Raw genomic sequence first — 23,896 nt, 5'->3', positions numbered from 1 at the left:
GGAGTGTTATGAAAGACTATCAGTTAACCTGGCTTGAACAGCGGGTGCATACCGAAACGACGGCGGTGCTGGTGCCCTTTTACAATGAAGCTGGCGATAAAACGCATTTTGCCGAGCGACTTGCATATTTTGATGCGCTGGCAGCGCGTCATCCTGAGCTCGATATTATCCTGATTGATGATGGTTCTACTGACCAACCTTTTTCGGCCAATACTGAGCAGCTGACACATCTTAGTCTTAGCCGGGTGACGCCAAATGGCCAAAAAATAGGGGCACTTTACACCCTGATCAAAGCTTTGCCGCATAAGTACATCATCTTCACCGACTTTGATACAGAGCTTCAGGGTTTGGATAATCTGCCTGAAGTACATCGCAAACTGGCAGCAGATCCGGTATCTATGGGATGTTATTTCAGTATGCGCCCCACGGCAGGCAACACACCCGCAGTGCAGTTTCAGATGCTGGAATATGCCCTGGAACGAGCCAGCTATCAGTTCAGCAAAAATGAAGGCAGCGTGCCTATCATGCCGGGGGCAGGGTGCTTGTATAAGCGACCCATCATCGCTGATTTATTATCTCGTCATAGCGGGCTGCGCAGTGGTGAAGACAGAGAAACCTGTTTGCTGGGTCTGGAGCTGGGTTATACCGTGTTTTATGCGCCCGAAATTGAGGCACTGACGCAGCCCCCGCAAACCTTTAGTGCGTTGCTACAGCAACGCCGTCGCTGGTCGCAGGGGTTTGTTGAGGTGGCACTGCATAAGGCCGAGTTTTATCGTGCCCAGATGGCAGAAAAAACCATTCTGGGTCTGCGCCATCGTATTGACATGATCTCCGTCAGTATCTTTCTTTTGATGCCTTTGATTTTGCTAAGCGCATTTTTGTTCAGCACGGTGGTTGGTGTTGCTCTGGTGCTGGCCTGGACGGCGCTGGGGTTTGTCGAAACCTTCTGGCTGTACAGCAAGGCGAGCAGTGAGTTTCGGACTATCCCACACCATAAGCTCAAACTCTGCCTTATCCCATTTGCGCGTGTGATACTGGAAGTACCGACCTGGTGGCGGGTGATAGGGCGCGTTTGTTTAAACAAATTACAAGGTAAAGGAGCCTGTGTATGAGTCGCCCTTTATCAGTCCAGGCAGGCAACCTTTATATTGCCGGTGATTATAGTCGGGTGCACAGTCTGGGCATGGACTGTCGACCCAGGCACCTGACCCGTCAACTGGGTTTGGGGTGTCGGCGTGGCCCATTCGACTGGATTGGCGGGCGCTCTGTTGCTGATCTCGACAGAGCATTACAAACGCGCTGCAAAGAAGTGCTGTTACTGGAAAACTTAACGCCCTACGAGCCTGACTGCAAAGAATATCGCAAGTATGCCGACCCTTCGGCTGGATATTTATCGGCCCACGATTTTGCGCTGGAAAACCACGATTTGGCTCGGGAGTATCCGATCTTTCGCGAGAAATTTGATGGGATCTGCGAGCGCTTTTTTACCGAGCTTGCCAGCCTCGACAGTGTGTTGTTCTTCCTGAGCGTAGCCATGGAAGAGCATGCCGACTGGCAATTTGAAACACCCGATGAAATCCTGGCTAACACACTGGCTTTAAAAGCAACGCTTGAGCAGGTGTGTCCAAACGCAAAAGTAGGCCTGCTGGTGGCAACCTTTCACGATGAGCTTTCTGAACACAGCCGGCCCGGATTGGCATTTACCCGCAAGTACACTTTTGACAATGATGAGCCCTGGATGGAAGGGCGTGAACTCCAGCACTGGAGTGATATGTTAGTGGGTGTCAACGGATTTTCCGGACTCAGCGTTGTAAAGGAGTCGGCATGAAGCCTGTCACAGTGGCTGATATGGTCGCCCAGATCCTCGAACAACCGACTCAAGCACGGGCTTTAGTTGGCGATGACTGGACATTGACCTATGGTGAGTTGCGAGAACGGGTTGCCTGCTGCCTTGCTCAGCTCAAGGCATTTGAAGTTCAGCCGAATGAGTGTGTCGCCATCTGTGGAGATGATCCGCGACTAAGTGCGGCAGGTATTTTGAGTGCGTTGCTGATGGGATGCCCTTTTGTATGCCTGGATACCCGTTTCCCCGAAGCTCGCAAGCAGCATATGCTGGCACGTAGTCAGGTGCGGGTAGTACTTTACAGCCAGAATGACCCTCAATTGGGTGTTGCTGGCTGCAAAATTACCCTGTCTTACAATCAATCACCTGCTGCGCACTATGTGCATACACCCTCTGCAGACAATGTCGATAACGAAAAACGGCGTGTTGCATATCATGTGTACACTTCCGGCAGCACAGGTCAACCAAAATGCATCAGCATTTCGCGGTACAGCCTGGCTCAGCAGATCCAGGCCGCACGGCAGCAGTATCAGCTTACACCGGATAATCGTGCGTTGTGTATTTTATCCAGTTCGACCGATGCTTATTTGCAGCAGCTGCTGATGTTTCTCTCAGCCGGCGCCTGTGTATACTTTACACAGCGTACAGTCCTTGACCCGGCAGAGTTTGCGGCTGTGTGTATCTCGTACAAAATCACCCATATTGATGTACCACCTAGCCTGCTGGCAACCTTTCTGGCGGATCCGCGTGCTCAAGGCTGGCTTTCGGACATGACACTTAGCACGGCGATTCTTGGTGGTGAGGAGTTCAGCCACAATATAGTGCGCCACTGGGAGCGGCTAAACTTGTTCGAGCGAGTCGCGCTTTATAACGAATATGGTCCGTCCGAAGCCACGGTGACATCATGTTTGCATCGTGTTACACGCCAGGACCTGCAACGGCAAAGAGTGCCCATTGGTCGTCCGTCGGCAGGCAGTATCTTACTGATCGTTGATGCTCAGAACCGGCCAGCCAAAGAAGGGGAGCTACTGATTGGGGGTGAGGGCCTGGCTTTAGAGTACCTGGCTGAGCCACAAAAAACGGCCGATAAGTTTATAACGATGCAGCGGTTAGGCCGTGCGCAGCGCTTCTATCGAAGTGGCGATTTGGTCAAGCGGGACGAACAAGGGCTTATCACTTATCTGGGTCGCCAAGACAATCAAGTTAACTTACTGGGACACCGGATAGAGCTTGAAGGTATCGAAGCGATACTGGATCAATATCCTGGTGTACAGAGTTCAGCGGTACTGGCAGTTGGTAGTGAACTGATAGCCTTTGTTGCCGGAGCGCTGCATGACATACACACGCCTAAGCTACGCAAGGCATTGAGCCACTCTTTGCCTGACTACATGTTGCCTGCACAGTTCTACTATTACTCCCAGCTGCCAACCACGACGATTGGTAAAATTGATAAGCAGGCTTTACAGCGGACCGCGCAGCAACGGTTTGTAAAATCTCCCAGGATGGCCTCTGTTTACGAGCTTATTGCACACAGTTTGAGTATACCACTTGCCAGGCTCGCCATGTCTAAAGGGTATAAGGAACAGGGAGGCGATTCACTCAAAGCGTTGGCACTGCAGCTACGTGCTAAACAGCAAGGCTGGAGCTTGTCTTTGTCTCAATTACTGAATGGCACGCCACTTACTCAGTTGGGAAACAATGAACATACCAGCAGGCTGCTTTTCTCACCTGAGCTGCTCAATTACGCTTTGCCGAACAAACTGGCCATGATCCATGTCGAGCAGATAGCCCGCTGGCAAGTGTGCTCTGTATTGTTTACCCGACAGCAGATCAGCAGCGAAAAAGTGCATCAGGTTGCGCGGATCTTACTGCGTAAGTATCCCACGTTGAGGTTGCGCTTTAATGTGAAAGAGATGACACAGTCTATCAGTAAAGGGGCTTTACACCTGACAGATGAGCTTGACGTAGCCAGTTTTGATGACTTTAAACGACAGGCCTGCGATGCATTTAAGTCTTGCCTCGTGGAGTCCTCATTACAGGACCAATTGGTGACTATTGCCAGCTATCGCAGCCGCTACGGTCATATTGTGGCTGTTGGGCTGAGTCACCTGTTGGTGGACGATATTAGTCTTCAGGTGCTCAGCGACGATCTTCACAACCTGCTGTATGCGCCGCGACAATTTGACAGGCAGCGAGACTGGGCGTTGCTGCATTGGCAGCAGCAATGGCATCGTGCAGTAATGGCTGGCCGGTTTGACAGGGATCTCGTTTACTGGCGACGAGCGCTCAGCGGCAGGGGCGCTTTTTGTCTGGAAGCAGAACGCAAACTCAAGCATATAGACAGGCTACAATCAGTCAGTAATCAAGCTGTGTTGGGAGGAGCGGAGCAGGTAGCTGCTTTGACGTCACGGCTCGCTCAGCAAGGTCAGTCTTTGCAGAGCATTCTTTTTGCGGCATTGGCTCACAGTTACCTGAGGTGCACAGCAGAAAAGTCTATGGTGGTGGCGCTTGAAAACAACGGCAGGCAACCTTTAAAAGATCCAGAGTGCGGCATAACCGTCGAAGCAGGACAGGCTGTGGGCTGGTTTGCTCAAAGCGCCCCTTTGTTGCTGCATGGCTGTGAGTCAGTCGACGCGCAATTCGACATAACCTGCACAGACTTACTTGCACTTCCGGTTGGCGGGCACAGTTATGGCTGGTTGAGTTTATTCAGCAAGGACGCGTCTTTTAAAGCGCTTGCTCAAACTCATGCGCCAAGAATATCGGTGGCTTTTGCCGATCATATTGAACTGCCAGAGCAGCAATTATTTGCTCAGCCAAGGCTTGGTTTGAGTGCAACCGACTGGCTCACCGACGCAGAGGTTTTTTCCTTTGGGCAACTCTATCACTGGTTGCTGATCCGCTTTGTGCGTGAGCAAGAGGGCGGTTTGACAGTAGAATTGAAAAGTGATGCTGGTATTGTAAGTCAGCGTTGGCTTGACGTGCTATCAGCGCATTTGGTCAAGGCTTTTAAGCAGTTGAGCTTTGGATAAGCCTTATTTGCTAGAACTGAACGCTTTGATTTGTTGCGTAAAATTAGAGTCTTCGGTTAAAGAGCGTGTTATGGTCTAAGCTGGTAAGTGTTGTGTGAGGGGGACTATGCGCTTTTTTCGTTATTGTATGAGCTTTTTGCTGGTCAGTGTAGTGTGCCTGGCGCCATATTTAGCCGTTGCACAATCCTGCGATCAAACGGTCACTGTCAGTGCCAGCGACAACTGGCCGCCATACTCTTATCGAGTGGGCGAGCAGTATCGGGGCCTGGATATAGAGATCCTGGAGCTGGTTCTGAAACATGCCAATTTATGTTGGCGCTATGTGTCCTTTCCCTCTTCAAGCCGGGCTTTTGAAGAGTTTAAAAAAGGCAAAGTCGATGTGATTTTTGCTGCCAGCTTCACGCAGGAACGACGCAAATTCTCTGAATTCAGCGTGCCGTACCGGGATGAAGTCATGCAATTGTTTCGCCACGCGGATAACCCCCTGAGCCCGCAACATGCATTTGCACCAACCCTGCACTTTTTGACCAAATCGCTTGTGGCTGTGAATCGTGGCAGTGTCTATGGCGAAGCATTTTCCCGCGTTGCTCAGCAGTGTCCGGATTGTGTGGTCGATATCAATTTAGCGACAGAGCGCTTTAATTTGCTGGCGCGAAAGCGTGTTGATTACGCGGTGGAAGATTTGTTCACCGGCATTTACCTGATCAACCGGGAACCCTATAAAGCACACGTCAGGGCAAGTCGTTTAACTGTACATAAAAACCCCGCACATTACATGATCCGGCCGGGCTTGTTTAGCGAGAAACGGTTACAGCAGTTCAATCTGGCCATCGAACGTAATCGGGCTGCCATCGATGAACTAATTGACCTGCATTTTCAGCGTTTGTTATCCGGCTCAGCGCAAGCTAAGCCATAAATGTTTTGTGTGCAGGTCTGCGCATCAGGTATTCATACTCGTCTTCATCATAGGTCTCAAAACCCAATGAAAGGTACAAACGACGCGCCGGGTTGTGTTTGAGTACTGTCAGGATAAAGGGATTATTGGGGTATTGCTCAAATAAGTACTCGAGTGTGCTGCGGCCAAGCCCTTGCTTCTGGAATTTTGGCGCAATTTGTAGCTGCATGATGTCCACCAGTCCATTTACCAGCCTAAACTTGAGTGTTCCTACTACCACCTTATCAATGATCAGCAAGTGTGAGCAGGCATAGTCTTCTTCCAGCCGACACAGGTGTGCTTCCTCGCATAGGAAAATACCTGCCTGCTCAAGGTGCTCTACCATGGTTTGCAGGCGAAGCTGTAACAGATAAGGCTTGTCGGCATTGCTGGCTTGTCTTAGTTCTATCTCCATATTCCCTCACTATTATCTGGGTCTGTCGCTCAGGCCTTGTTTACACCTCGCCATCCTGAACCACAAGCTGAAGAGTTGATAGTGCTATTGCTTATCTAATCCCAATGTTTTTGGGGTTGCAAGGGTAAATTGTTCAAAGAAACAAAACTTTAATGAACCTGAAAACCGGGCGTTGAGGCACTCATAACAAATGGTCTGCAGCGCAATACGCAGCGTATCAGCGACTATATTTTGTGCTTTGTAGTTGAATGTCTGGGTGTAAAACCGTACCATAATTGCAAATGATAACGATTAGTATAAATATGAGTTTTATTGCAATTATTCCTCTATGGCTGTCTGCACTGAGTTTATATCTCGGCAGTGAACGGCAAACCCTGATTTCCAGAGCATGGCCTAAGCCCTTGGCTGGGTTTAGTGCGCTCTCTTTGTTTATTCTCGGGATCGTAACATTCAGTTTTGATTACCCCTGGGTATCGTCAATGCTGGCGGCTTTGGTGGTGTTTATGCTGAGTTTGTTTACGGTCACCATTAGCTCGGGCTATTCGAAAGCACGCACCTTCTCAATAACCGCGGCGTTGTGCCTGGTGAGTTTACTTTTCGGAGGGGCAAGTTATGTGGCCTAGAACATTAATTGGATTGTTCATCGGTTTATTTTTGTCAGTCTCTTTGGTACTGAACTTAAACTTATTGCTTCCTTTTGCTGAAGGAACCAGGCTGCTGATTGGTTTGATTTTGGCATTTCCCATTTGGGCGGGTTGCATCGTATGGGCATATGCTTATCCATCTGCGTGGAAATCTTTTAAGGCGCTTATGCTTATGTTTGTGCCGTCCGTCATACTTAATACAACTCTGATGATGCTAAGGTAGGCAATGACGATGAATAATCAGACGTTAAAATCACTCACGAATGCACATGCCTGGGTTGGGCTTATCATTTCCACTGTCCTGTTTGTGATCTTTTTTGCAGGCGCAATCTCGTTGTTTAAGGCCAATATCACCAGCTGGGAACGCACCCCTTTGTTGATCGATGCCAAGGCAGCAACAGGCACGCCAGCGTTCGACAAAGCGTTGGCAACCATCGAGAAGCAATACCAAGTGGAAATGCATGGCGGCTTTTTCATCTTTCCCCCTGACGAACACAATCCTTATATCGAAATTGGCTTTGAAAGCGAGTTAGCACAGCCGGATCCAGTGACCGGCGAAGATCATGAACATCACACGTTGTTGTTTGACGCAACCTCGGGAGAGTTGGTCGGGGACAGTCATGAATATAACTACGCCGAGTTCGTCTATTTGCTTCATTACAACCTGGGGCTGGACCGCCCGGGTTTGTACTTTGTGGGCTTAGTGACCTTGTTTTTCTTTGTCGCGATACTCAGCGGCATTGTGATCCATTGGCGTAAGTTGTTTAGCAAGTTCTTTCAATATCGTAAAGACGGCAAAAAAGACAAGTGGCTGGATGCACACAACCTCATTGGCACTATGGGTTTGCCGATGCATATTATGTACGCATTTACTGGTTTGGTATTCAACCTGGTGATTATTTATCAGATCTCTTATGCCGTGATTTTGTATCAGGGCAACCAGGACGCTTTACTTGATGCCGCTGGATTCGACCAGCCTCACCTGGAAGAGGTAGATAAGCGCATGGCCATGACGGGCTTAGACGAGATGTACCGGCGTGCGATGGCGACCATGGGCGATGTGACATTAGAGCGTATTAGCATAGAGCACTATGGTGACGAGAGTGCCATTCTGGTATTTGCGGCAACCAGTAATGACGATTTTTCTCTTTGGCGTGAAGTACGTTATCTGATGAGTAGTCAGGAGCAAATTTACCTGACGATGGACAATTACGACAATGCAGTACGTGGTGGCTTATCAACCATTGCGAGTTTGCATTTTGGTGATTTTGCCGGCTATGGCATGCGTATGGCCTTTTTCTTGTTTGGCCTGGCAACAGCGTATTTGATTATCACAGGTAATTTAATGTGGATCGACAAGCGTGCCAAGCAACGTAAGCAAAGTGCACGTAGTCTGAACTTTGTCAGACGTCTAACCTCTGGTGGTTTTATCGGGGTTGTTTTGGCAACGGCAGTAGGCTTTGTTTTGGCGAGAGTATTACCTGTAGAGCAGCTTGGCAGGGCGGACTTAATTGAACGCAGCTTTTACGCCGTGTGGATTGCCTGCATCGTCATTGCTCAATTGTTTGCCAATCAAAAGTTGTTCTGTAAGGGGCTACTCGGTATATGTGCTGCATTGTTTGCTCTGGTCGCAGTTGCAGACTGGACCTTGATGTATGGTGTTTCCAGCCAGCTTGAAGGGAGTGTGTTACGCGACGTTTTACTGGTTGATGCTATCTTACTGTTGTTATCTGTAATTTGTGTTGGGGCAATGAAGCGGGTATATGCAGGCGAGAAACAGGTGGCACCCACAGACGTGGAGCCCATCGCCTCCCAGGCATAATTCATAAAGGAAGGCGCTGTCACAGCGCCTTTTTTGTGCCTAAAAGATAGCCGTGCTATCGTTACTGTCTCAATACATCTGGTGTTGCTTTATTATGAAAACAAACGCTTTTTTTACTTGGGTCTGGCGGATTAACGGCGTAATAATTTTACTCTCGGCGTTATTTTTGGGCGCAATCCTTGCCTATGAAGTGGGCAAGGGGGTGTTCAGAGAGCACGACGAGCAGAATGTGTCGTTAAATTTGGCGGAGGATAAAGATCAGGAAGAAAACTGGGATCTGGGTTTCCCGGTGCAGCTTGGAGACTATGACTATTTTCTTATTCCTTTGGAATCTGAAAAGCTCATCGTCGACGCGACGGATACCCCAAGTGTAGAGGGGTTCAATCGTAGCAACAGTTCTTTTAAAGTGTATAGTCGTTATCGAGAATCTCGTATGAAAAACGCGATATTGATCAATGCCAGTAACAATGAATCTCGTTGGTTATTCGACTCTGTGGATCAGCTTATCTATCGTTATGGTACGCTGGAGCGGCAAAATGGTCGGCTCAGTGAGCAAAACCAGGCAATTTTTTATGAGCTTATCAATGAGGACTCTAATGCGGATAAGCAGCTCGATTATGAGGGTGAGCTCATTTTTGCTTTGAGTCGCCTGGATGGCTCCGGCTATACCGAAATTATTCAAGGCTATACTGAAATAATAACTCAGGCTGTGAACAACGAGGGTAACTTGTTGCTTGTATTTTCCAAGCAGGAACAGGTGTTTAGTGCACTGATTGACCTGAGTACTTTTAAGCTACTCGATAAACGCACTTTACCTAAAGTGGGTGACTAGGTAAGCGCAGGTTGATCGCTGAGAAATGAGGCACTTATGAAGGTGCCTCTGCGTACTTGCTCAGTTTCTATATTTAGAGACAACTAACAGGGCAGGTATCAGGACCCAGCGGGTTCTTTCTGCGCTGACTGTCTAATTGTATTTCCAGTGTGTCAGAGAGCTTAACGTTTAAAGAAGCGGAGTGCGTGGTATAGCCCAGTGAATTACCAGAGATTGAAATACGGACTGACTGCCCACTGATGATGTGCTGAATAGCATCTTTTGCCTTTACACCTAAATCTTCACCACCATAGAAAAACTCACCGCTCGGGATGGCTTTATCCAGGGAGAAAATAGTACGGGAACCCGTTAGTTTATCACTGTTAATGGCACCGTAAACCATGCTCGATAGCTTGGACTCAACAAAGTTGTCTATCAGGTTTGACAAGCCAGGAATGCTGATCCCCAAAAAGCGGGTTTCAAAGTCAATATTCAGGTTCACCGGGTTAACTCTGATGTTGCTAACTTCACCACTATAAGGATTGTAGTCTGCAGTTGCCCAGATTTCAGGAGAATTGATTTTGCCATAGGCTTTGAAAATAAAGGATGGGGTGTTTTTTAACGTAATTTTTGCCGTAGAGCTAATACCTATACCACCTGCCTTAGCTAAAATACGGCCGCCAGATTCACGTAATTCAAATACCAAAGGTCCATTGAGGTTGGTGTTTACATAGTCCAGGTCAAAGCTGCCATTGAGGTTAGAGTCAATACTCTGATACACCTTTTGGCGGATATCAGCTTCGAGTGCTTGCCTGCGATAAGAGGTTTTTGTCAGTACTGATTTTACGTGATTGTTTCTGTCCAGTGCACAGCCTTGATAGCCTTTATAAGAAACAGACGCGGTAACCCGGGTAACATAATCGTCCCTATGGTGTTGCTCAAATAAACTGTAGAAATCACACTCACCGATATTGTTGTTGATTGCGGCTGATGCCATACCAGGCAAAAAACTAGTGCCTAAAACCGCTGCCAGTGTCAGTGCTTTTACTTTTGTACTCATCTTTCATTTCCTTTGTATTTTAGTTTTGCGCAACAATTTATCTACTTATGTTTCCAAACATCAAGAGAATAAATATTAATTTTTAATTAAATGGGCTGTAACCCATCTTTTTTCTAAGGTAAAAGTGGCCTGACAAAGTGGTTTTGGCGAGTTGTTGCGGTTGAATACAGATCCTCAATAAACTGGATACTGTGCGCGTTGAAGTGAGTAATAAAGACGAATATAGCTGGATTGCGCAAGGAAACCTGCGTCTTCGCGAACTGAGCAAGATAAGTAACTGCAAAGTGCAGGTTGAGGTGTTTGAAGGCGACCACAGCAGTCTCTTCGGTGAACGGATCAGCGAGCGAGTATTGCCATACTTGGTGACCTTGTTCAATTAATTAAGACAGGCATACTTCAGATTGAGCCTGCGATATTCAGTTCAATGATGAAGCAAGGTATGTTAACAAAGTGAATGACAACCGGCCTCTGTGAAGCAGGTTTATCGCGCAAGTGCAACATAGTGAACGTCAAAAAAATGATGAGAAATTTAAACTAATCGTCCTGAGAGGGCGTCAAACAACCCATACCTTTTTTATAATTGGAAACTGTTATGTTGAGTGTATTTTTGTTTGGTACGGTACTTTTGACTGCTCAAAGTTCTTCGATAAGTGAAATCAACCATCTTCTCATGTATGTCGCAAAGACCCAGTGCCGGTATGAACGTAATGGTACGCTACACACCGGTGCAGAAGCTGTTGAACACATACAGAAAAAATACGAGTATTTCTCTGAAGACATAGGGACAGCAGAAGAATTCATTCAGCATGCCGCAACCAAAAGCAACTTGTCGGGCAAGCACTATCTGGTGCATTGTGACGGGCAACCGCCATTAAGAAGTAAAGACTGGCTGTTGGATGAACTGTCCACGTATCGCTTGTCGACGAATAACAGTGAATAAAAGTAAGGCCTGCTACCTGAATTATATAGGCTTGTAAACAAGGCTCTGACGAAAGAATAGATACCACAGGTGGTACTTGTGCGATCACTACATGTTCTGTAAAAGGGGGTTAAATAACAAAACACGGAATGACGCTAAATGGATTACCTCTATGCTGTTGTACTCTGGTAACCGTATAGTGATACAAAGTACTGTAAAGGGCATTTACACAGGAGCAACCATGACCCCAGTTTCAAAAAATAACGCAGAGCATTATCAGTGGGGAGCGCAGTGTGATGGCTGGCATTTGGTCAAGTCGACAGCGCTCAGTGTGATACAGGAACGCGTGCCACCCTCAGGGGCGGAACGCCGACATTATCACAGCCATGCAGAGCAGTTTTTCTTTGTGTTAAGTGGCGTGGCCACGCTGGAAGTGGATGGTACTGTTCATACATTACAGTCACACCAGGGTCTGCATGTACCTGCCGGTATTGCTCATCAGCTAAGTAATACACATCATGAAGACCTGATATTCATCGTTACTTCAACGCCGCCCAGTCACGGTGATAGGGTTGAATTTGTGGCGACACACAACTGAATCGATTTATAAGTACAATAATAATGTAAGGATTACCCATATGATTACCTATCGACTCGCGCCAGCAACAGAAGCTGACATCTTAAAAAAACTATTATGGCAGCACGGTCAGAATGAATGGAACTACCTCACCGAAGCTGGAGTTAATGCCGAATTTGAGCTGCTCAAGTGCGGTGCAGCAAGTGCTGTGGTGGCAGTACAGAATGATGAAATTATCGGCTTTGCGGTGCTGATTGCAGGCGCCCACAGCCCGGATTACCTGGTCAAATATACCAATCACAGAACGATGTATTTTATCGGTGATGTGGTGGTTGCGAGTCAGCATAGCGGTAAAGGAGTTGCCACAGCTCTGCTGCAAGCTTGTATCGAACAGGCAAAGCAAGCTGGTGGTGAAGTAGTCCTAATTGAGCGGCATGAAGAGAACTTAGCTTCTGCGGGTATGATGCGAAAGGCAGGGTTTCATATTGTGGATACGTTTTTTGACCCGGACAAACGTAGTGCCGGGTCACAAAACAGCTGTATCCTTTCAATAGCATTATAACATCGAACTTAACCGAGTCTTTGAGGCTCAGCTTAGTCTGTTACGGACCACACAAATGCCAGTGTGGTCGTTACTGAAACTCTCAGCGCATAGCAACCGTCACACCAGATGCTGTCAGTGCTGAACCGGCACATCGGTTGAGCAAGGTGAGTCGTCGTGGTGTTGATATCAGTTTTCTGGCCTGACCACCCAAATAAACATAGCCCAGATTAACTGAGCCAAATGCCAGCGTTGCACATACCATGATCCCCAAAATATCCACATAGGTCATACTTTCTATGGCCACAAAGGTGGGAAACAAGGCGACATAAAAAACAATGGCTTTGGGGTTACTCAGCGTGAGCAAAAAGCCGCTGAGTATGGCCGAGCGTGTACTGGGGGTTGCGGTGTTTGTCAGCGTTGTATCGGGTTTGGACAGTAGTAGGGAAATTCCCATCCAGATCAGATAAGCGGCACACAGGTACTTGATGATGACAAAGGCGCTGCCCAGCACTTCGGCGACGACAGCCAGACCTGAAATCGCAAGTAAAATGAACACATAGTCGGCCAGCAGTAAGCCCAGTGTCATACTTATACCTCGCTTATAACCACTGGCAACGGAGGCTGAAGTAATCGCGAATACGGCGGGGCCGGGTATGACGGCGACAAGAAACATGGCAATAAATAATGCGAGATAATGTTCAAAGGTCATGCACTCTATCCTTTTTGGCTCAATAAAACATCCAGACTGATCATATCTCAGCTTACGTCTTTAATATAAGTGATTTTGTTATTGTGGAATCGAAATTGGGTTTCGCCCCTAAGCTCTAGTGTATCTCCTGCGCTCAAGCCATTTGGCAAGTCGGCTGCCAGGGTTGCCTGATATTGAATGTAGGCTGTAACCGCATACTCCCCCAGAGCCAGCTCGGTAATCGTCTGTTGACGGGTTTCGAATAACGCGGCGCTTTTTGCGGCGAGTTGTTCGAATGCCACTTTACCTTGAGTACGTGTTGTTATCTCGCCATTTGCTTCGTTTTCAAAAACGATCTGTTCATCCAGCAGCGCAAGCATAGCGCTAATGTCAAAGGTGTTGTAGGCGTGAATATAAGCCTCGATCAGGTCAATATGGTTGTGTGCTGACATGTAAATTCTCCTTATTTAAAACATGTGGGTCGCCCTGACTTTGCACAGGGTAAAGTCATTAAATCGACTGGCGCATTGTTTGGCAAGTGGCTTACTGGCAAATACAGCTAAAACATGCATGGTCAGGAAAGCGCAGCTGAATGCCCCTATCTGAGGTAACTGAACGGCTCAGCAAACGCTTTTGAATTGCAATAAACTCAATAAATTTCGTGAATTACCTGCTACTTACTGTTTTTTGTACAGCTCTCTTCTATATTTATTAAGACAATACAGTCATCTGGTTTATTGGGGGGCACTTGCGCGAGCCGTTACCATCTATGTCTCTGGTAAAGAGACTCACCCAGCTAAATTTGTCGGTGATGGCAAGTAGCATGCTATTGGTGTTCTCACTGACATCCATTTTGCTGTGGTTTGTCGTTCGTGACCGTCAGGCCGAAGCTGCTGAAATTAATCTTGCTCAACTGGCACACAATGTGGTGCCTATGCTGGTATTCAACGATGTAGATACCGCAACCAAAGAGCTCACACTGGTTGGGATCAAAAAGGATGTGCTGTTTGTGTCTTTGCGAAAAACCTCCGGCGAAGTATTCAGTGAATATGCCGACCCCAGTTTTGTTCCTTCCTCTGCACTATATCAGCAAATAGGATCTGAACCTCAGCGCGAGTACGAGGGCGTGCGAATGCGCTTATATTACCCGGTTGCGATTAAAGGCAAAGTCGAGGGTGATCTCATAATGGTGATCGATCTTACCAGTATGATGTACTGGTATTTGCATCTGGTACTGATGTTAGCGCTACTGATTGCTGCCTTGTTTACGGTGTCGGCTTTTCTGCTATCGCGTGTACAGCGCAAAGCCCTGACGCCTCTGATAGCTCTGTCAGAGCTGGCCCAGCGGGTATCCAGTGAGCATAACTTTCAGTTGCGGGCAACCGTGATCCGGGACGATGAAATCGGCATTCTGACCCGTAGTTTTAATGAACTGCTTAAACGTGTCGATATTTCTCAGGCCGAACTGCGCCAACAATTAGAGCAGGAACAGGCGCAGGGTCAGCAACTCAAACAAATGGTACGAACCGACCCGCTCACTAATCTCCCTAATCGGGTTGCATTAAATCAAATGCTCAAAGAGATTACCTGCGAGGCATGCATGCCAAGACCGCTCAGTTGTCTTATGTTCATTGACTTAGACAACTTTAAATTCGTCAATGACAACTATGGGCATGATGCCGGCGACGAAACCCTCATTGAAGTTGGTAAGCGGATTAGTGCCATGATCCGCAGTGATGATTTGTTATGTCGATTAGGGGGCGACGAGTTTGCATTGCTTCTGCCAAGCATAGAGTCGACAGAAAACGCAGAAAAACTGGCTGCAAGGATAGTCACCATTATTAACCGGCCTATTGTCATAAAAGATACTGTGATGCCAATTGGTATCAGTATTGGTCTTGCTTATACTCCGCTGGATGCCAGCGCACCTATGGACTTGTTAAATTGCGCCGACGATGCCATGTACGCGGCAAAACGTGCGGGTAAGAACAACTTTAAGGTCTTTAGTAAACAGGCATCAGTATGAAACAGTGTTATCTTATTGCCGGACTCATGGGCGTGTTGTCGCTCAGTGTTCAGGCAAAAAATGACCCACTCCCGGATCTTGAAGACTTGCTCAGTCAGCAGCTCAATCAATTGCCCAGCAATACGCAAATATCTACCGGGTCGCGGATCGAACGTTCCAGTAGCGACAGTATGGCCGTGACCCATGTGATCACGGATAAAGACATCAGACAATTCAACCTGCAATCACTTGCCGACATACTAACCATGTTTGTGGGTATCACCACGCGGGATAACAGCTCGTTTATTTATCTGGGCGCGCGAGGCATAGGCAGACCGGGCGACTTTAACTCGCGGTTTTTGTTTTTGCTTGATGGCACCAGAATGAATGAAAACCTGCTGGATGCAGGGCTGTTGGGTTACGAAAACTTTGTCGATGTAGGTTTGATTGAGCGGGTTGAATACAGCCCGGGCGCGTCCGCTGCTTTATATGGGAACAATGCGCTCTTGGGTGTGATTAACATAGTCACTAAAACCAGTAGTAAGTTACGAGGCCTGAACACCGCCTTGTCTGTGACCAATGATGACACACAGCATGGCCGGGTAACTGTCGGAATGCGCTCTGAGTCAGGTGCCGACAGCTGGTTATCCCTCAGTGGTTCCAGATTAAGATCAAAGGACTTTCCTGTGCCCGGCGCGCCAGCAGAGTTGCTGGTGTGGCAAGATCTGAACAAGGAGAGCAGCAGCAGAATTATGCTCAGTCATCAAACGGGTAGTTTGCAACTGCAGGCTGCGGCTTCGAGGCGTCAGCGTAGTTTTCCCGATGGTTTTAGCGTGTTATTTAGCGGCGGCGCTGAGCAGGCGACACCTGAACTTGAAACGTTGGATAATGAAGCTTATTTTCTGGCTTTAACCTTTGATGACAAGATTTCAGATGATATGGAAGCCTACTTTCATGTCTCCACCCATGGCAATGATCTGGTACGCAGCGTGCCATTGACACTGCAAAGCGGTGAAGTGGAGTTTGTTCGGCCCATGAATTCCGGGCGCTGGAGCAATCTGGACGGGCAGTTGGTCTTTTTAGGAGTCGAAAATCATGAACTGATGGTAGGTGTTGATTTTCAGAAGGATCACCGACAGGAATTTAGCTCTCGTTCCAGTTTACCGTCTCAGTTTAACTTTGAACAAAAAAGCAATGAAAGCCGCTACGGCCTGTATTTTCAGGATCTGTGGCGTATTACGCCAAGATTTAAGTTTCAGTGGGCCTTAAGACACGACGACTCTGATTTTAGTCCAGCCAGGTGGTCACCCAGTTTTACCCTTAAATACAGCTTCCTGGAAGGTCATCATCTGTTATTGCGTCACAGCCGGGCATTCAGAGTGGCGAACTTTCTGGAACGCAACGCCAACAGCGTGTTCAGTGAACCAAATCCGCAAAACGAAACGATAGATTACAACGAGCTGAGTCTTGTACAGCGCTGGAGTGACTCGTTGTCGTCTTTTGCCACTTTTTATTACGCCGACATAAATAACCTGATCCATCAGGACTTCTTTCGGCCAATTTACTTTAATCCGCCGCCTATCAGGAGCCATGGGGTCGAATTCGGGGTGGATAAACGCTGGGCGAGGGGAATGTCTTTGATTGCCAATTTGGCCGTCCAACGCTCCAGATTGAGAGGTGGATTCGGCATAGCGAACTCACCTGAATTCATTGGCAAAATGCGTTTTAGCATGCCCCTTGGAAACTCTGATTTTACGCTGAGCCTGAATGCCAATGGTGTTAGCAAAAGGAGAACCTTTGATAGCCATTTACCTGGGTATGTCAGCCATGACGTTAGCTTAAACTGGCAAAATAGCCCGGACCTGTTTGTTGCTTTGGGAGTCAGAAATATCACAGATAAAGACATACTTGAAATCACCGATGATGGCTTTACCCCTTATTTGCAGCGCCGCCGGCAAGTGCATTTGTCGGTTAACTGGAGCTGGGATAATGATTAAACAACTGGTTGCGCTGTGTTTATTAATATTTGCTTGCGAGGGGAAAGCACAAAGCCTGAGCGAAAATGAGCTCAAAGCAGCGTTTTTATATCGTTTCAGTCAGTTCAGCAAGTGGCCTCCGCCGCCGCCCAATAAATTGCGTTTTTGTGTTGTGGGCAACCCGGAGCTATATCAGGCAGTTACTTCGCTACTGCACACGCAGGATATGGATGATGATACCGAAGTGATGGAATTGCCAAACAACGAACAAATATCACGCTGCGACATTCTGTTTCTGAGCCAGCAAAACCGGCAGCAAACTCAGTACTGGCTCGAAGATCTGGAGCAGTCTCCTGTGCTGGTGGTGTCGGATACCAGTGAGGGGTTTCGTCAGGGCGCCATGATAGGCCTGATAGCCGATGCCAATAACCTCAGTTTTCGGGTAAACCTGACTGATGCAAAGCGCCGGGGCCTGAACTTTAGCGCACATTTACTTAAACTGGCCACTGAGGTACGGTGAGGTAAACAAGGCGAGTGTAAAATAGGGAAAGCATTAAGGAGAGTTTTATGAAATTGATGGGACTGGATCTGGCCTGGCATAGCGAAAAGAACCCCTCTGCAGCCGCGGTGGGTTGTTTGGACAACGGTGTTTTGTCGCTGGAGGAGCTGGAGCCCGCTTTATTTGGGCTTGGCGATATTTTGGCTTTTATCTCAAATCAGCCGTTGCTCACTGGCATTGCAATTGATGCGCCGCTAATCATCGAAAATCAAACGGGCCAGCGGGAATGTGAAAAGCAGCTAAGCAGAGACTATGGGTCGCGTAAAGCGTCTTGCCATACCTCAAACACCACCTTATATCCCGCCGCTGCCAGTGTCGACCTCTCGTTGGCCCTACAGGACAAGGGGTTTGGGCATCTGGCATTGGCACAATGGCAAATTGAGTGCTATCCGCATCCCGCGATGATCGAGTGTTTTGAACTTCCCGAGAGGTTACTTTATAAAAAGGGAGAGGTTGCTACGCGCAAGGCAGGTCAGATAGCGTTGGCCAGCTTAATTACGCAACTAGCGTCTTCACCGGTTTTAGCGCTTGAGGTGCCAGAGTCGTTCTCGCATATTTTGTCTGAGGTCTACATAGAATCATTGAGCGGGCAAGCTCTCAAAAGCAATGAAGACGCACTGGATGCCATTTTCTGTTTATACATTGCCGGGCTGTACCAGATAAAAGTGCCCGGAATAACCTATGGTTGCGACCAGCAAGGCTATATCTGGGTGCCGCAAGTTCAGTGTATTTCCTGGTCGCCACCCAGTCAGGAAAAATATGCGCAGCCTTGAGGTAATTAACCGCTGAGGCGCGCCATTTCATAGGCAGTACTCATATAAATAACGGTTATATCTGTCGTACGTAAGTGGATTGAACTAAGTCCTTCAACACTATCTCACTTCTGGCAACTTTAAACTGCAATGGCTGGGTGAGTTCGCCAAACAAAGGTGAACCGCCGCCAAGCAGCACAGGAAAGCGGGTGATCACCATTTCATCAATCAGATCGTCTTGCAGGAAGTTTTGAATCGTTACGCCACCATCGATATAAAGCTCGTTGAACCCTTGCGCATTGAGCTTATCAACAATATCTTTTGGCTCACCTTTGAGCAGAAATACTTTGTCTTCAAAGCCTTGTGGTACTTTTGTCATCATATTGCTGACGACGAATACAGGCTTGGTGTAAGGCCAGTCAACATCAAAGCTCATAACTATTTCGAAGGTATTGCGTCCCATCACTATGGCGTCTATTCGTTCCATTAAGGCATTGAAACCAGTGTCAATATTATCCGGATTTGGTACAGAGTTCAGCCAGTCGAGTTTACCTTGTTTATCTGCGATATATCCATCCAGGCTCGTCGCTATAAATACAATGTTTGCCATTAGTTTCTCCTCACACTCGCCGTGATTGAGTTTAGAAAATAAATCATTTAAAATTTATTCTACAGTGTAGAATATCTTTGGTTTATAAGGAAAGGCAGATGGCCGTCAATGAAAAGAAACGCGGACGACCGGCGGGCAAGCGGTCGCTTTTAAGTGCTGAAAGTATCCTGGATACCGCAAAGTACTTAATGAAAAGAGATGGAAAAGTGCCAAGTGTCCGTGCCATCGCAACGCACTTAGCAGTGGACCCTATGGCTATCTATCACTACTTTAAGAATAAGAATGTACTGTTGGAAGCACTGACTACATCGCTCGTTGCCCAAATCTATCAGCCCAGCCAAAATCCAGCTTGGCAGGCTGAATTAAAACGTTTATGTGTCAGCTATATTGAGTTGCTGAGCGAGTACAATGGACTATTACAAACCATACTGAGCATGAAATCTTATGGTCCTGCTCAGGTATTTACCGAGCGCTATAAAACGATTGTTGGCCCGTTGGGCTTGCACAAGAAAACAGAAGAAGACGGGCTGAATTTATTGGCGGATTACTTACATGGCTTTGCTTTGTCTGCCAGCTGTTGCCACGATAAGGCGCTGATTAAGTCCGGAATGATGGACGGACCCCTGGCACTTTTGTGTCACTCTTTGGAATCACAAACTTAAGGCTTACAGAAGCTGTCTGGTTAAGTGTGTAGGCTCATGTTCTATAGCTACTCCATATCTGAATAAATCTGACAGCGTTTGCTTTCAACGGCTAGCAGGCACCCAGCAAATGCGAAGTAATTACACGGCGATTTGCTTTTAGTAAGGTGCATAATTGTTTATTCTTTGATTTTGAAATCAAAAGATATCAGATACAGGAAGTTCAATATGGACCCTACTGCTGACCCACGCACTATTGAACTAAAAAAATCAAAACCATCAGACATAGAACGGTTTGTTGAAATGGAAGGGGTGGCTGATACATCTGGTTTTATTCTGCCAAACAGTGCAGAGCAACACCGTGCAGCGATGGCGCTGCCACACATAGTGTATTTGTCTATCTATGACAATCAGTCGCTGGTTGGTTTTATTATTCTGGCACGCGATGGTGAAACCTGTGTGGAATTTCGCAGAATTGTGGTCAGTGCTAAAGGCCGCGGTATTGGTCAGCGCGCCATTAGCAAGATGGAACAATATTGTGTCGATGAGCTGGGGTGCAAGCGCATCTGGCTTGATGTATTTGCCGAAAATACCCGCGGTATTCATATCTATCAGAAGCTTGGTTACAGGCAGTTTAAAGAAGGGGAGCACAATGGACAGCCCTTGCTCTTTATGGAAAAGTCACTCCAAAACCCGAAAGGTTAGCCTTGTTGTTGGTCGAGCGGTTTAATCTCAGGCTGCTCATCCCCAGCGAAGAGTTTGCAACTTGCATACTATTTGCACTTTTTTTGCGCCGTGTTTGCACAATCCACTCATATAGTGAAAACCAGAGGTAGCCAACAGGCTACCAGGTGGTTAGCACTGTGGGAGTATCAGATATGGTTACAATACATAAAAAGTCTGTTTTAGCGCTGTGGGTATCGATGTTTTTATTGTCGGCATGTGGATCCGGATCGGGTGGTGAGGCAAGTACTCAGAATGACTCTGTAATCACAGATGTCATTAGCACGAGTTCAGGTTCTGCAACGCAGGCTAACAACTCGGGTACCGAGGATTCCGGCAACGGGTCCGAAACTGATGACTCTGGCTCTCAGGATTCGGGAACAGGACTTGATACTGACAATGGTACCGCAGTGACATCCGGCTCTACCGACGGCGTGCTGTGTGATTACTTCTACAGCGAGTTCAATGATTCCGCCTCGGTACAAATGACCAGCAATGCCGACTGGAGCTGCACAGGCACCTCCCGACAACTCACAGCCAACGGCATTCCAGACCATGAAACGGGTACTTTTCCTAATCCGGGAAACCCGAACACCATCAGCGAGACAGCGGTTTCTGTCAGTTACACCCTGACGCCCGAACAAACGGATACGGTTTCAACGCTCGGCGGGCCAAGAGGCGCAACGGGGCACGTATTGAACGGCGTAAAAATAGACGCCAATACGGCAGGCTCATGCGATGATTCCGGCAACAGTTGTAGTTTGGTCGGCAACACCGGCAACTGGCATATCGAAGCGCTTGGCCAGACCAGTTTTGACTTTGGCACCGATGACAACAATGCCCATGTACAGCCCAATGGTGCTTATCATTACCACGGCATGCCGGAAGGCTTTATTGCTCTGCGTGGCGGTTCTGAAACCAGCATGACTCTGATTGGCTGGGCCGCAGATGGCTTCCCAATTTACGCCCGATATGGTTACAGCGATGCACAGGATTCAACATCGTCATTAAAGGTGATGACGGGAAGTTACCAGCTGGTGGATAGCATCAGCAGCAACCGACCCTCAACGTCTGTTTATGCACTCGGGACCTTTGCGCAGGATTGGGAGTATGTGGCGGGCAGTGGCGATCTGGATGAGTGCAATGGCCGCTATGGCGTCACTCCTGAGTTTCCGCAAGGCATTTACCATTACTATGCCACCGACACCTATCCGTATTTTCAGCGTTGTGTGAAGGGCCAGCTTTAGTCATAGGAGGTTTAATCATGTTTTATTTTATCAAACGTATCGCTATGATCGCCTGTTTGGTCACGTCGGCAGCGGCCAGCGCTCACTTAATGGTGGCCGAGCAGGGTACGCTGAACTTTGACGAGTCGGGTGCTTACCTGGTCGTGGCCATCGACCCGTCGAGTTTTCCTGACGCGGATGCTGATAACGATGGGCATTTGTCAGTTCAGGAATTTAAAGGAGCGCACAGGGATATCTTTAACGCAATTCAGCAGCAAGTCTTTATGACTCAGGGCGAGACCATACAAAAGGTAGAAGGCTTGATCCTCTCACCGCAGACCGCTCATCACGGCGACCAGACCGAGGTAGATCAGATTGTGGTCATGGGCAAGTTTGTCGGCGTTGACCACAAGCAAGGGTTGCGATTTCACAACGGATTTTACGGCAAGGGGAATGACAAGCAACTGGCTATGCGGGCCAAATACAAGCGGCTGGGTTTGTCACAGCGTTTTACTTTAACTGCAAAGCAGCAGGCAGCAAAAGTGTTCTGAATGACAGCGGGGAGACTGAGGAGCATGAGCTGTAGGCCTGTTTGGCGGGGCGACTTATGCACCTTCATTATTTGAGTGTTATGAGCTGCTGGCGCATGCCTGGTTGCTCGTATAGCCCCCATTTCTTTTTTGAGCATTATCCGGACGGTAAAAATGCCCTGTCAGCATTCAGACAACAACTGAGTGAAGTGAGGCATATAAAGGTGGCACAACGAATACCACTCAATAGCTCGCTCTGAATGGGGGGAGCTAAAAGTTGTTCCTCTATTGTAAACAATCTGAATTAAGTTAAGATAATTAATGAAACTTACTTATCTACACAAGGAATGATAATGAAACTGACATTTAAGAAAAAACAGATTAAAAACTTGAGCAACACCCAGGCGACTTTGGTACTTGAAGCCACACCCAATGTGGCAGGTGGACGAGACCTAAATCTGGTAACTATCAATCCTACTTTTCCAAGTCTTGCCAACGACTGCCCTTCATATTATCCGACGGCTTGCGAAACGACATTCATATGTTAAATGTATTTGAGTTGCTGCGCGTTTGGCGCTGCAACTCTGTTTTTGTTCTGAGTGTGAACTGGGCGATACCGGTTAAAGCGAACTAACACAGAGTTAAGCGAGTGTCATATTCGCCGCAACCAGCACCAGTAACCCAGCAAAAATTTTCTTGATGGTTGGTACGGGTAAATGGTGGGTCGCTTTAGCACCCAGCGGTGCAGTAAACCAAGACGTACAGACAATTCCCAGTAGTGCTGGCAGGTAGACAAACCCGGCAAACCCATCTGCTAAGGCAAATTGAGCACTGCCCGACGTGACGTAACCAACAGAGCCAAACAGGGCAATCACGATGCCACAGGCTGAGGCGCAGCCAATGGCTTTTTTCATATCAATGGAGAAAAACGTCAGCAGTGGCACCAGCAGTGCGCCGCCACCGATGCCAATCATGGCTGAGAGCCCGCCAGTTAAGGTTGTAAACCCCGTTAACACCCCTTTATTGGGCATAGTGCGCTCGTCAGACGCGGGTTTGTTATTGCCAAAAAACATCTTCAGTGCAATCAGGATCACGCTGATAGCAAACACCCAGCGTACAATTTGCTCGGGCAGCATGGCCGCTAAAAAGCCGCTGATCAGCGCGCCCAGTGCCACCCCCGTCATGATCCAGGGAGCCAGTTCCCAGGGCACATTGCCATTTTTGTGGTGTGCGATGGCTGAGGAGGTAGAAGTAAACAAAATAGAGGCCAAAGACGTGGCAATGGCGGCGACAATCACCTGCTCAGCAGGCAACACCGCAAAGTACAACAAGATACTGCTCAGCACCGGAACAATCACCAGCCCGCCGCCAATACCAAGGAGCCCGGCCAGAAAGCCCACACCGCTGCCCAGCACGGCGCAGCATATTATCAATAACAACAAGTCACTCATTGTGTTTGTCTCATTTTATTATTCGGATTTAGACAGATGACGAGGGGATTGCCTTGCAGACAACCGATTCGCCGCGTTCTACAGGAGTATATCAAGATAAGGACGCAGGCTTTTCAGATAAGCTTTGAATATTC

General features: G+C 47.8%; 26 protein-coding genes. 20 read left to right on the top strand and 6 right to left on the bottom strand.

All coding sequences use genetic code 11. From position 1 onward, the window contains the following. Positions 1-8: 8 nt before the first annotated feature. From ACXAH1_RS15745 to ACXAH1_RS15730, 4 genes are all read left to right on the top strand, one after another. On the top strand, positions 9-1,112 hold the full coding sequence (locus ACXAH1_RS15745; protein ID WP_475197927.1) for a glycosyltransferase family 2 protein: 1,104 nt from the start codon (positions 9-11) through the stop codon (positions 1,110-1,112). Continuing rightward, a complete protein-coding gene (locus ACXAH1_RS15740; RefSeq protein WP_475197925.1) occupies positions 1,109-1,828 on the top strand; it encodes a DUF1796 family putative cysteine peptidase in 720 nt (239 codons plus the stop codon). Before ACXAH1_RS15745 ends, ACXAH1_RS15740 begins: the two co-directional genes overlap by 4 nt. Further along, the gene (locus ACXAH1_RS15735) at positions 1,825-4,875 is read left to right on the top strand and encodes an amino acid adenylation domain-containing protein (protein WP_475197924.1); all 3,051 of its coding nucleotides are present in this window, start codon (positions 1,825-1,827) and stop codon (positions 4,873-4,875) included. Before ACXAH1_RS15740 ends, ACXAH1_RS15735 begins: the two co-directional genes overlap by 4 nt. 106 nt (positions 4,876-4,981) lie before the next feature. After that, positions 4,982-5,791, top strand: a complete 810-nt coding sequence (locus ACXAH1_RS15730; protein WP_475197923.1) for a substrate-binding periplasmic protein — start codon at positions 4,982-4,984, stop codon at positions 5,789-5,791. Here the strand turns inward: ACXAH1_RS15730 and ACXAH1_RS15725 are convergent. Beyond that, positions 5,781-6,224: a GNAT family N-acetyltransferase gene (locus ACXAH1_RS15725; RefSeq protein ID WP_475197922.1), complete on the bottom strand. Its 444-nt coding sequence runs from the start codon at positions 6,222-6,224 to the stop codon at positions 5,781-5,783. The genes ACXAH1_RS15730 and ACXAH1_RS15725 overlap by 11 nt on opposite strands. 302 nt (positions 6,225-6,526) lie before the next feature. Between ACXAH1_RS15725 and ACXAH1_RS15720 the strand changes: the two genes are divergently transcribed. The 3 genes from ACXAH1_RS15720 to ACXAH1_RS15710 all read left to right on the top strand — a co-directional run bounded on the left by ACXAH1_RS15720 (position 6,527) and on the right by ACXAH1_RS15710 (position 9,522). Further along, positions 6,527-6,847: a hypothetical protein gene (locus ACXAH1_RS15720; protein ID WP_475197921.1), complete on the top strand. Its 321-nt coding sequence runs from the start codon at positions 6,527-6,529 to the stop codon at positions 6,845-6,847. A 247-nt stretch (positions 6,848-7,094) separates the two neighbouring features. Next, the gene (locus ACXAH1_RS15715; protein ID WP_475197920.1) at positions 7,095-8,690 is read left to right on the top strand and encodes a PepSY-associated TM helix domain-containing protein; all 1,596 of its coding nucleotides are present in this window, start codon (positions 7,095-7,097) and stop codon (positions 8,688-8,690) included. 94 nt (positions 8,691-8,784) lie between these two features. Then, positions 8,785-9,522 (top strand): hypothetical protein, encoded by a 738-nt coding sequence (locus ACXAH1_RS15710; protein ID WP_475197919.1) that lies wholly within the window; start codon positions 8,785-8,787, stop codon positions 9,520-9,522. Positions 9,523-9,595: 73 nt separating this feature from the next. On the opposite strand, the gene ACXAH1_RS15705 is transcribed toward ACXAH1_RS15710, so the two are convergent. Further along, the gene (locus ACXAH1_RS15705; protein ID WP_475197916.1) at positions 9,596-10,561 is read right to left on the bottom strand and encodes a hypothetical protein; all 966 of its coding nucleotides are present in this window, start codon (positions 10,559-10,561) and stop codon (positions 9,596-9,598) included. A 191-nt stretch (positions 10,562-10,752) separates the two neighbouring features. Here ACXAH1_RS15705 and ACXAH1_RS15700 point away from each other — a divergent pair, with 191 nt between their 5' ends. From ACXAH1_RS15700 to ACXAH1_RS15685, 4 genes are all read left to right on the top strand, one after another. Next, the gene (locus ACXAH1_RS15700; RefSeq protein WP_475197915.1) at positions 10,753-10,941 is read left to right on the top strand and encodes a hypothetical protein; all 189 of its coding nucleotides are present in this window, start codon (positions 10,753-10,755) and stop codon (positions 10,939-10,941) included. Between the two features lie 212 nt (positions 10,942-11,153). Beyond that, a complete protein-coding gene (locus ACXAH1_RS15695) occupies positions 11,154-11,501 on the top strand; it encodes a DUF5329 family protein (RefSeq protein WP_475197914.1) in 348 nt (115 codons plus the stop codon). A 220-nt stretch (positions 11,502-11,721) separates the two neighbouring features. After that, the gene (locus tag ACXAH1_RS15690; protein ID WP_475197913.1) at positions 11,722-12,078 is read left to right on the top strand and encodes a cupin domain-containing protein; all 357 of its coding nucleotides are present in this window, start codon (positions 11,722-11,724) and stop codon (positions 12,076-12,078) included. A 40-nt stretch (positions 12,079-12,118) separates the two neighbouring features. Continuing rightward, on the top strand, positions 12,119-12,619 hold the full coding sequence (locus tag ACXAH1_RS15685; protein WP_475197911.1) for an N-acetyltransferase family protein: 501 nt from the start codon (positions 12,119-12,121) through the stop codon (positions 12,617-12,619). Positions 12,620-12,701: 82 nt separating this feature from the next. Here ACXAH1_RS15685 and ACXAH1_RS15680 read toward each other — a convergent pair whose 3' ends face one another. Further along, positions 12,702-13,310 (bottom strand): LysE family translocator, encoded by a 609-nt coding sequence (locus tag ACXAH1_RS15680; RefSeq protein WP_475197910.1) that lies wholly within the window; start codon positions 13,308-13,310, stop codon positions 12,702-12,704. A 47-nt stretch (positions 13,311-13,357) separates the two neighbouring features. Continuing rightward, a complete protein-coding gene (locus ACXAH1_RS15675; RefSeq protein WP_475197908.1) occupies positions 13,358-13,741 on the bottom strand; it encodes a nuclear transport factor 2 family protein in 384 nt (127 codons plus the stop codon). Positions 13,742-14,037: 296 nt separating this feature from the next. Here ACXAH1_RS15675 and ACXAH1_RS15670 point away from each other — a divergent pair, with 296 nt between their 5' ends. The 4 genes from ACXAH1_RS15670 to ACXAH1_RS15655 are packed head-to-tail and all read left to right on the top strand — an operon-like array spanning position 14,038 to position 18,602. Next, complete coding sequence (locus tag ACXAH1_RS15670) at positions 14,038-15,315, top strand: diguanylate cyclase domain-containing protein (RefSeq protein ID WP_475197907.1); 1,278 nt, start codon at positions 14,038-14,040, stop codon at positions 15,313-15,315. Then, positions 15,312-17,291, top strand: a complete 1,980-nt coding sequence (locus ACXAH1_RS15665; protein WP_475197905.1) for a TonB-dependent receptor plug domain-containing protein — start codon at positions 15,312-15,314, stop codon at positions 17,289-17,291. The genes ACXAH1_RS15670 and ACXAH1_RS15665 overlap by 4 nt, the downstream gene beginning before the upstream one ends. Continuing rightward, positions 17,284-17,790 carry a YfiR family protein gene (locus ACXAH1_RS15660; protein ID WP_475197903.1) on the top strand — a complete coding sequence of 169 codons (507 nt, stop codon included), beginning with the start codon at positions 17,284-17,286 and terminating at the stop codon, positions 17,788-17,790. Before ACXAH1_RS15665 ends, ACXAH1_RS15660 begins: the two co-directional genes overlap by 8 nt. 47 nt (positions 17,791-17,837) lie before the next feature. Continuing rightward, positions 17,838-18,602: a DUF429 domain-containing protein gene (locus ACXAH1_RS15655; protein ID WP_475197902.1), complete on the top strand. Its 765-nt coding sequence runs from the start codon at positions 17,838-17,840 to the stop codon at positions 18,600-18,602. A 55-nt stretch (positions 18,603-18,657) separates the two neighbouring features. Here the strand turns inward: ACXAH1_RS15655 and ACXAH1_RS15650 are convergent, their stop codons facing one another. Beyond that, complete coding sequence (locus ACXAH1_RS15650; RefSeq protein WP_475197901.1) at positions 18,658-19,191, bottom strand: dihydrofolate reductase family protein; 534 nt, start codon at positions 19,189-19,191, stop codon at positions 18,658-18,660. 98 nt (positions 19,192-19,289) lie between these two features. Here ACXAH1_RS15650 and ACXAH1_RS15645 point away from each other — a divergent pair, with 98 nt between their 5' ends. The 5 genes from ACXAH1_RS15645 (at position 19,290) to ACXAH1_RS15625 (ending at position 22,859) form a co-directional block, all read left to right on the top strand. Further along, positions 19,290-19,853, top strand: a complete 564-nt coding sequence (locus ACXAH1_RS15645; protein ID WP_475197899.1) for a TetR/AcrR family transcriptional regulator — start codon at positions 19,290-19,292, stop codon at positions 19,851-19,853. Between the two features lie 207 nt (positions 19,854-20,060). After that, positions 20,061-20,537 carry a GNAT family N-acetyltransferase gene (locus ACXAH1_RS15640; protein ID WP_475197898.1) on the top strand — a complete coding sequence of 159 codons (477 nt, stop codon included), beginning with the start codon at positions 20,061-20,063 and terminating at the stop codon, positions 20,535-20,537. 173 nt (positions 20,538-20,710) lie between these two features. Then, on the top strand, positions 20,711-21,802 hold the full coding sequence (locus tag ACXAH1_RS15635) for a YHYH protein (protein ID WP_475197896.1): 1,092 nt from the start codon (positions 20,711-20,713) through the stop codon (positions 21,800-21,802). A gap of 17 nt (positions 21,803-21,819) precedes the next feature. After that, positions 21,820-22,332 carry a hypothetical protein gene (locus ACXAH1_RS15630; protein WP_475197893.1) on the top strand — a complete coding sequence of 171 codons (513 nt, stop codon included), beginning with the start codon at positions 21,820-21,822 and terminating at the stop codon, positions 22,330-22,332. A gap of 332 nt (positions 22,333-22,664) precedes the next feature. After that, positions 22,665-22,859 carry a hypothetical protein gene (locus ACXAH1_RS15625; RefSeq protein WP_138543098.1) on the top strand — a complete coding sequence of 65 codons (195 nt, stop codon included), beginning with the start codon at positions 22,665-22,667 and terminating at the stop codon, positions 22,857-22,859. Between the two features lie 93 nt (positions 22,860-22,952). Here ACXAH1_RS15625 and ACXAH1_RS15620 read toward each other — a convergent pair whose 3' ends face one another. After that, positions 22,953-23,762, bottom strand: a complete 810-nt coding sequence (locus ACXAH1_RS15620) for a sulfite exporter TauE/SafE family protein (RefSeq protein WP_475197892.1) — start codon at positions 23,760-23,762, stop codon at positions 22,953-22,955. Between the last annotated feature and the right edge of the window lie 134 nt (positions 23,763-23,896).

It is taken from the genome of Pseudoalteromonas sp. AWH4_217 (genome assembly GCF_056161105.1).
The sequence above is the reverse complement of the archived record's forward strand: the minus strand, read 5'-3'. Positions and strand labels throughout refer to the sequence as shown.

Coding starts and splice junctions, on each gene's coding strand:
- ACXAH1_RS15690 (WP_475197913.1), top strand. CDS start 11,722: ATGACCCCAGTTTCAAAAAATAACGCAGAGCATTATCAGTGGGGAGCG.
- ACXAH1_RS15685 (WP_475197911.1), top strand. CDS start 12,119: ATGATTACCTATCGACTCGCGCCAGCAACAGAAGCTGACATCTTAAAA.
- ACXAH1_RS15635 (WP_475197896.1), top strand. CDS start 20,711: ATGGTTACAATACATAAAAAGTCTGTTTTAGCGCTGTGGGTATCGATG.
- ACXAH1_RS15620 (WP_475197892.1), bottom strand. CDS start 23,762: ATGAGTGACTTGTTGTTATTGATAATATGCTGCGCCGTGCTGGGCAGC.
- ACXAH1_RS15695 (WP_475197914.1), top strand. CDS start 11,154: ATGTTGAGTGTATTTTTGTTTGGTACGGTACTTTTGACTGCTCAAAGT.
- ACXAH1_RS15645 (WP_475197899.1), top strand. CDS start 19,290: ATGGCCGTCAATGAAAAGAAACGCGGACGACCGGCGGGCAAGCGGTCG.
- ACXAH1_RS15740 (WP_475197925.1), top strand. CDS start 1,109: ATGAGTCGCCCTTTATCAGTCCAGGCAGGCAACCTTTATATTGCCGGT.
- ACXAH1_RS15720 (WP_475197921.1), top strand. CDS start 6,527: ATGAGTTTTATTGCAATTATTCCTCTATGGCTGTCTGCACTGAGTTTA.
- ACXAH1_RS15650 (WP_475197901.1), bottom strand. CDS start 19,191: ATGGCAAACATTGTATTTATAGCGACGAGCCTGGATGGATATATCGCA.
- ACXAH1_RS15745 (WP_475197927.1), top strand. CDS start 9: ATGAAAGACTATCAGTTAACCTGGCTTGAACAGCGGGTGCATACCGAA.
- ACXAH1_RS15725 (WP_475197922.1), bottom strand. CDS start 6,224: ATGGAGATAGAACTAAGACAAGCCAGCAATGCCGACAAGCCTTATCTG.
- ACXAH1_RS15630 (WP_475197893.1), top strand. CDS start 21,820: ATGTTTTATTTTATCAAACGTATCGCTATGATCGCCTGTTTGGTCACG.
- ACXAH1_RS15665 (WP_475197905.1), top strand. CDS start 15,312: ATGAAACAGTGTTATCTTATTGCCGGACTCATGGGCGTGTTGTCGCTC.
- ACXAH1_RS15680 (WP_475197910.1), bottom strand. CDS start 13,310: ATGACCTTTGAACATTATCTCGCATTATTTATTGCCATGTTTCTTGTC.
- ACXAH1_RS15715 (WP_475197920.1), top strand. CDS start 7,095: ATGACGATGAATAATCAGACGTTAAAATCACTCACGAATGCACATGCC.
- ACXAH1_RS15705 (WP_475197916.1), bottom strand. CDS start 10,561: ATGAGTACAAAAGTAAAAGCACTGACACTGGCAGCGGTTTTAGGCACT.
- ACXAH1_RS15730 (WP_475197923.1), top strand. CDS start 4,982: ATGCGCTTTTTTCGTTATTGTATGAGCTTTTTGCTGGTCAGTGTAGTG.
- ACXAH1_RS15710 (WP_475197919.1), top strand. CDS start 8,785: ATGAAAACAAACGCTTTTTTTACTTGGGTCTGGCGGATTAACGGCGTA.
- ACXAH1_RS15735 (WP_475197924.1), top strand. CDS start 1,825: ATGAAGCCTGTCACAGTGGCTGATATGGTCGCCCAGATCCTCGAACAA.
- ACXAH1_RS15660 (WP_475197903.1), top strand. CDS start 17,284: ATGATTAAACAACTGGTTGCGCTGTGTTTATTAATATTTGCTTGCGAG.
- ACXAH1_RS15655 (WP_475197902.1), top strand. CDS start 17,838: ATGAAATTGATGGGACTGGATCTGGCCTGGCATAGCGAAAAGAACCCC.
- ACXAH1_RS15675 (WP_475197908.1), bottom strand. CDS start 13,741: ATGTCAGCACACAACCATATTGACCTGATCGAGGCTTATATTCACGCC.
- ACXAH1_RS15640 (WP_475197898.1), top strand. CDS start 20,061: ATGGACCCTACTGCTGACCCACGCACTATTGAACTAAAAAAATCAAAA.
- ACXAH1_RS15625 (WP_138543098.1), top strand. CDS start 22,665: ATGAAACTGACATTTAAGAAAAAACAGATTAAAAACTTGAGCAACACC.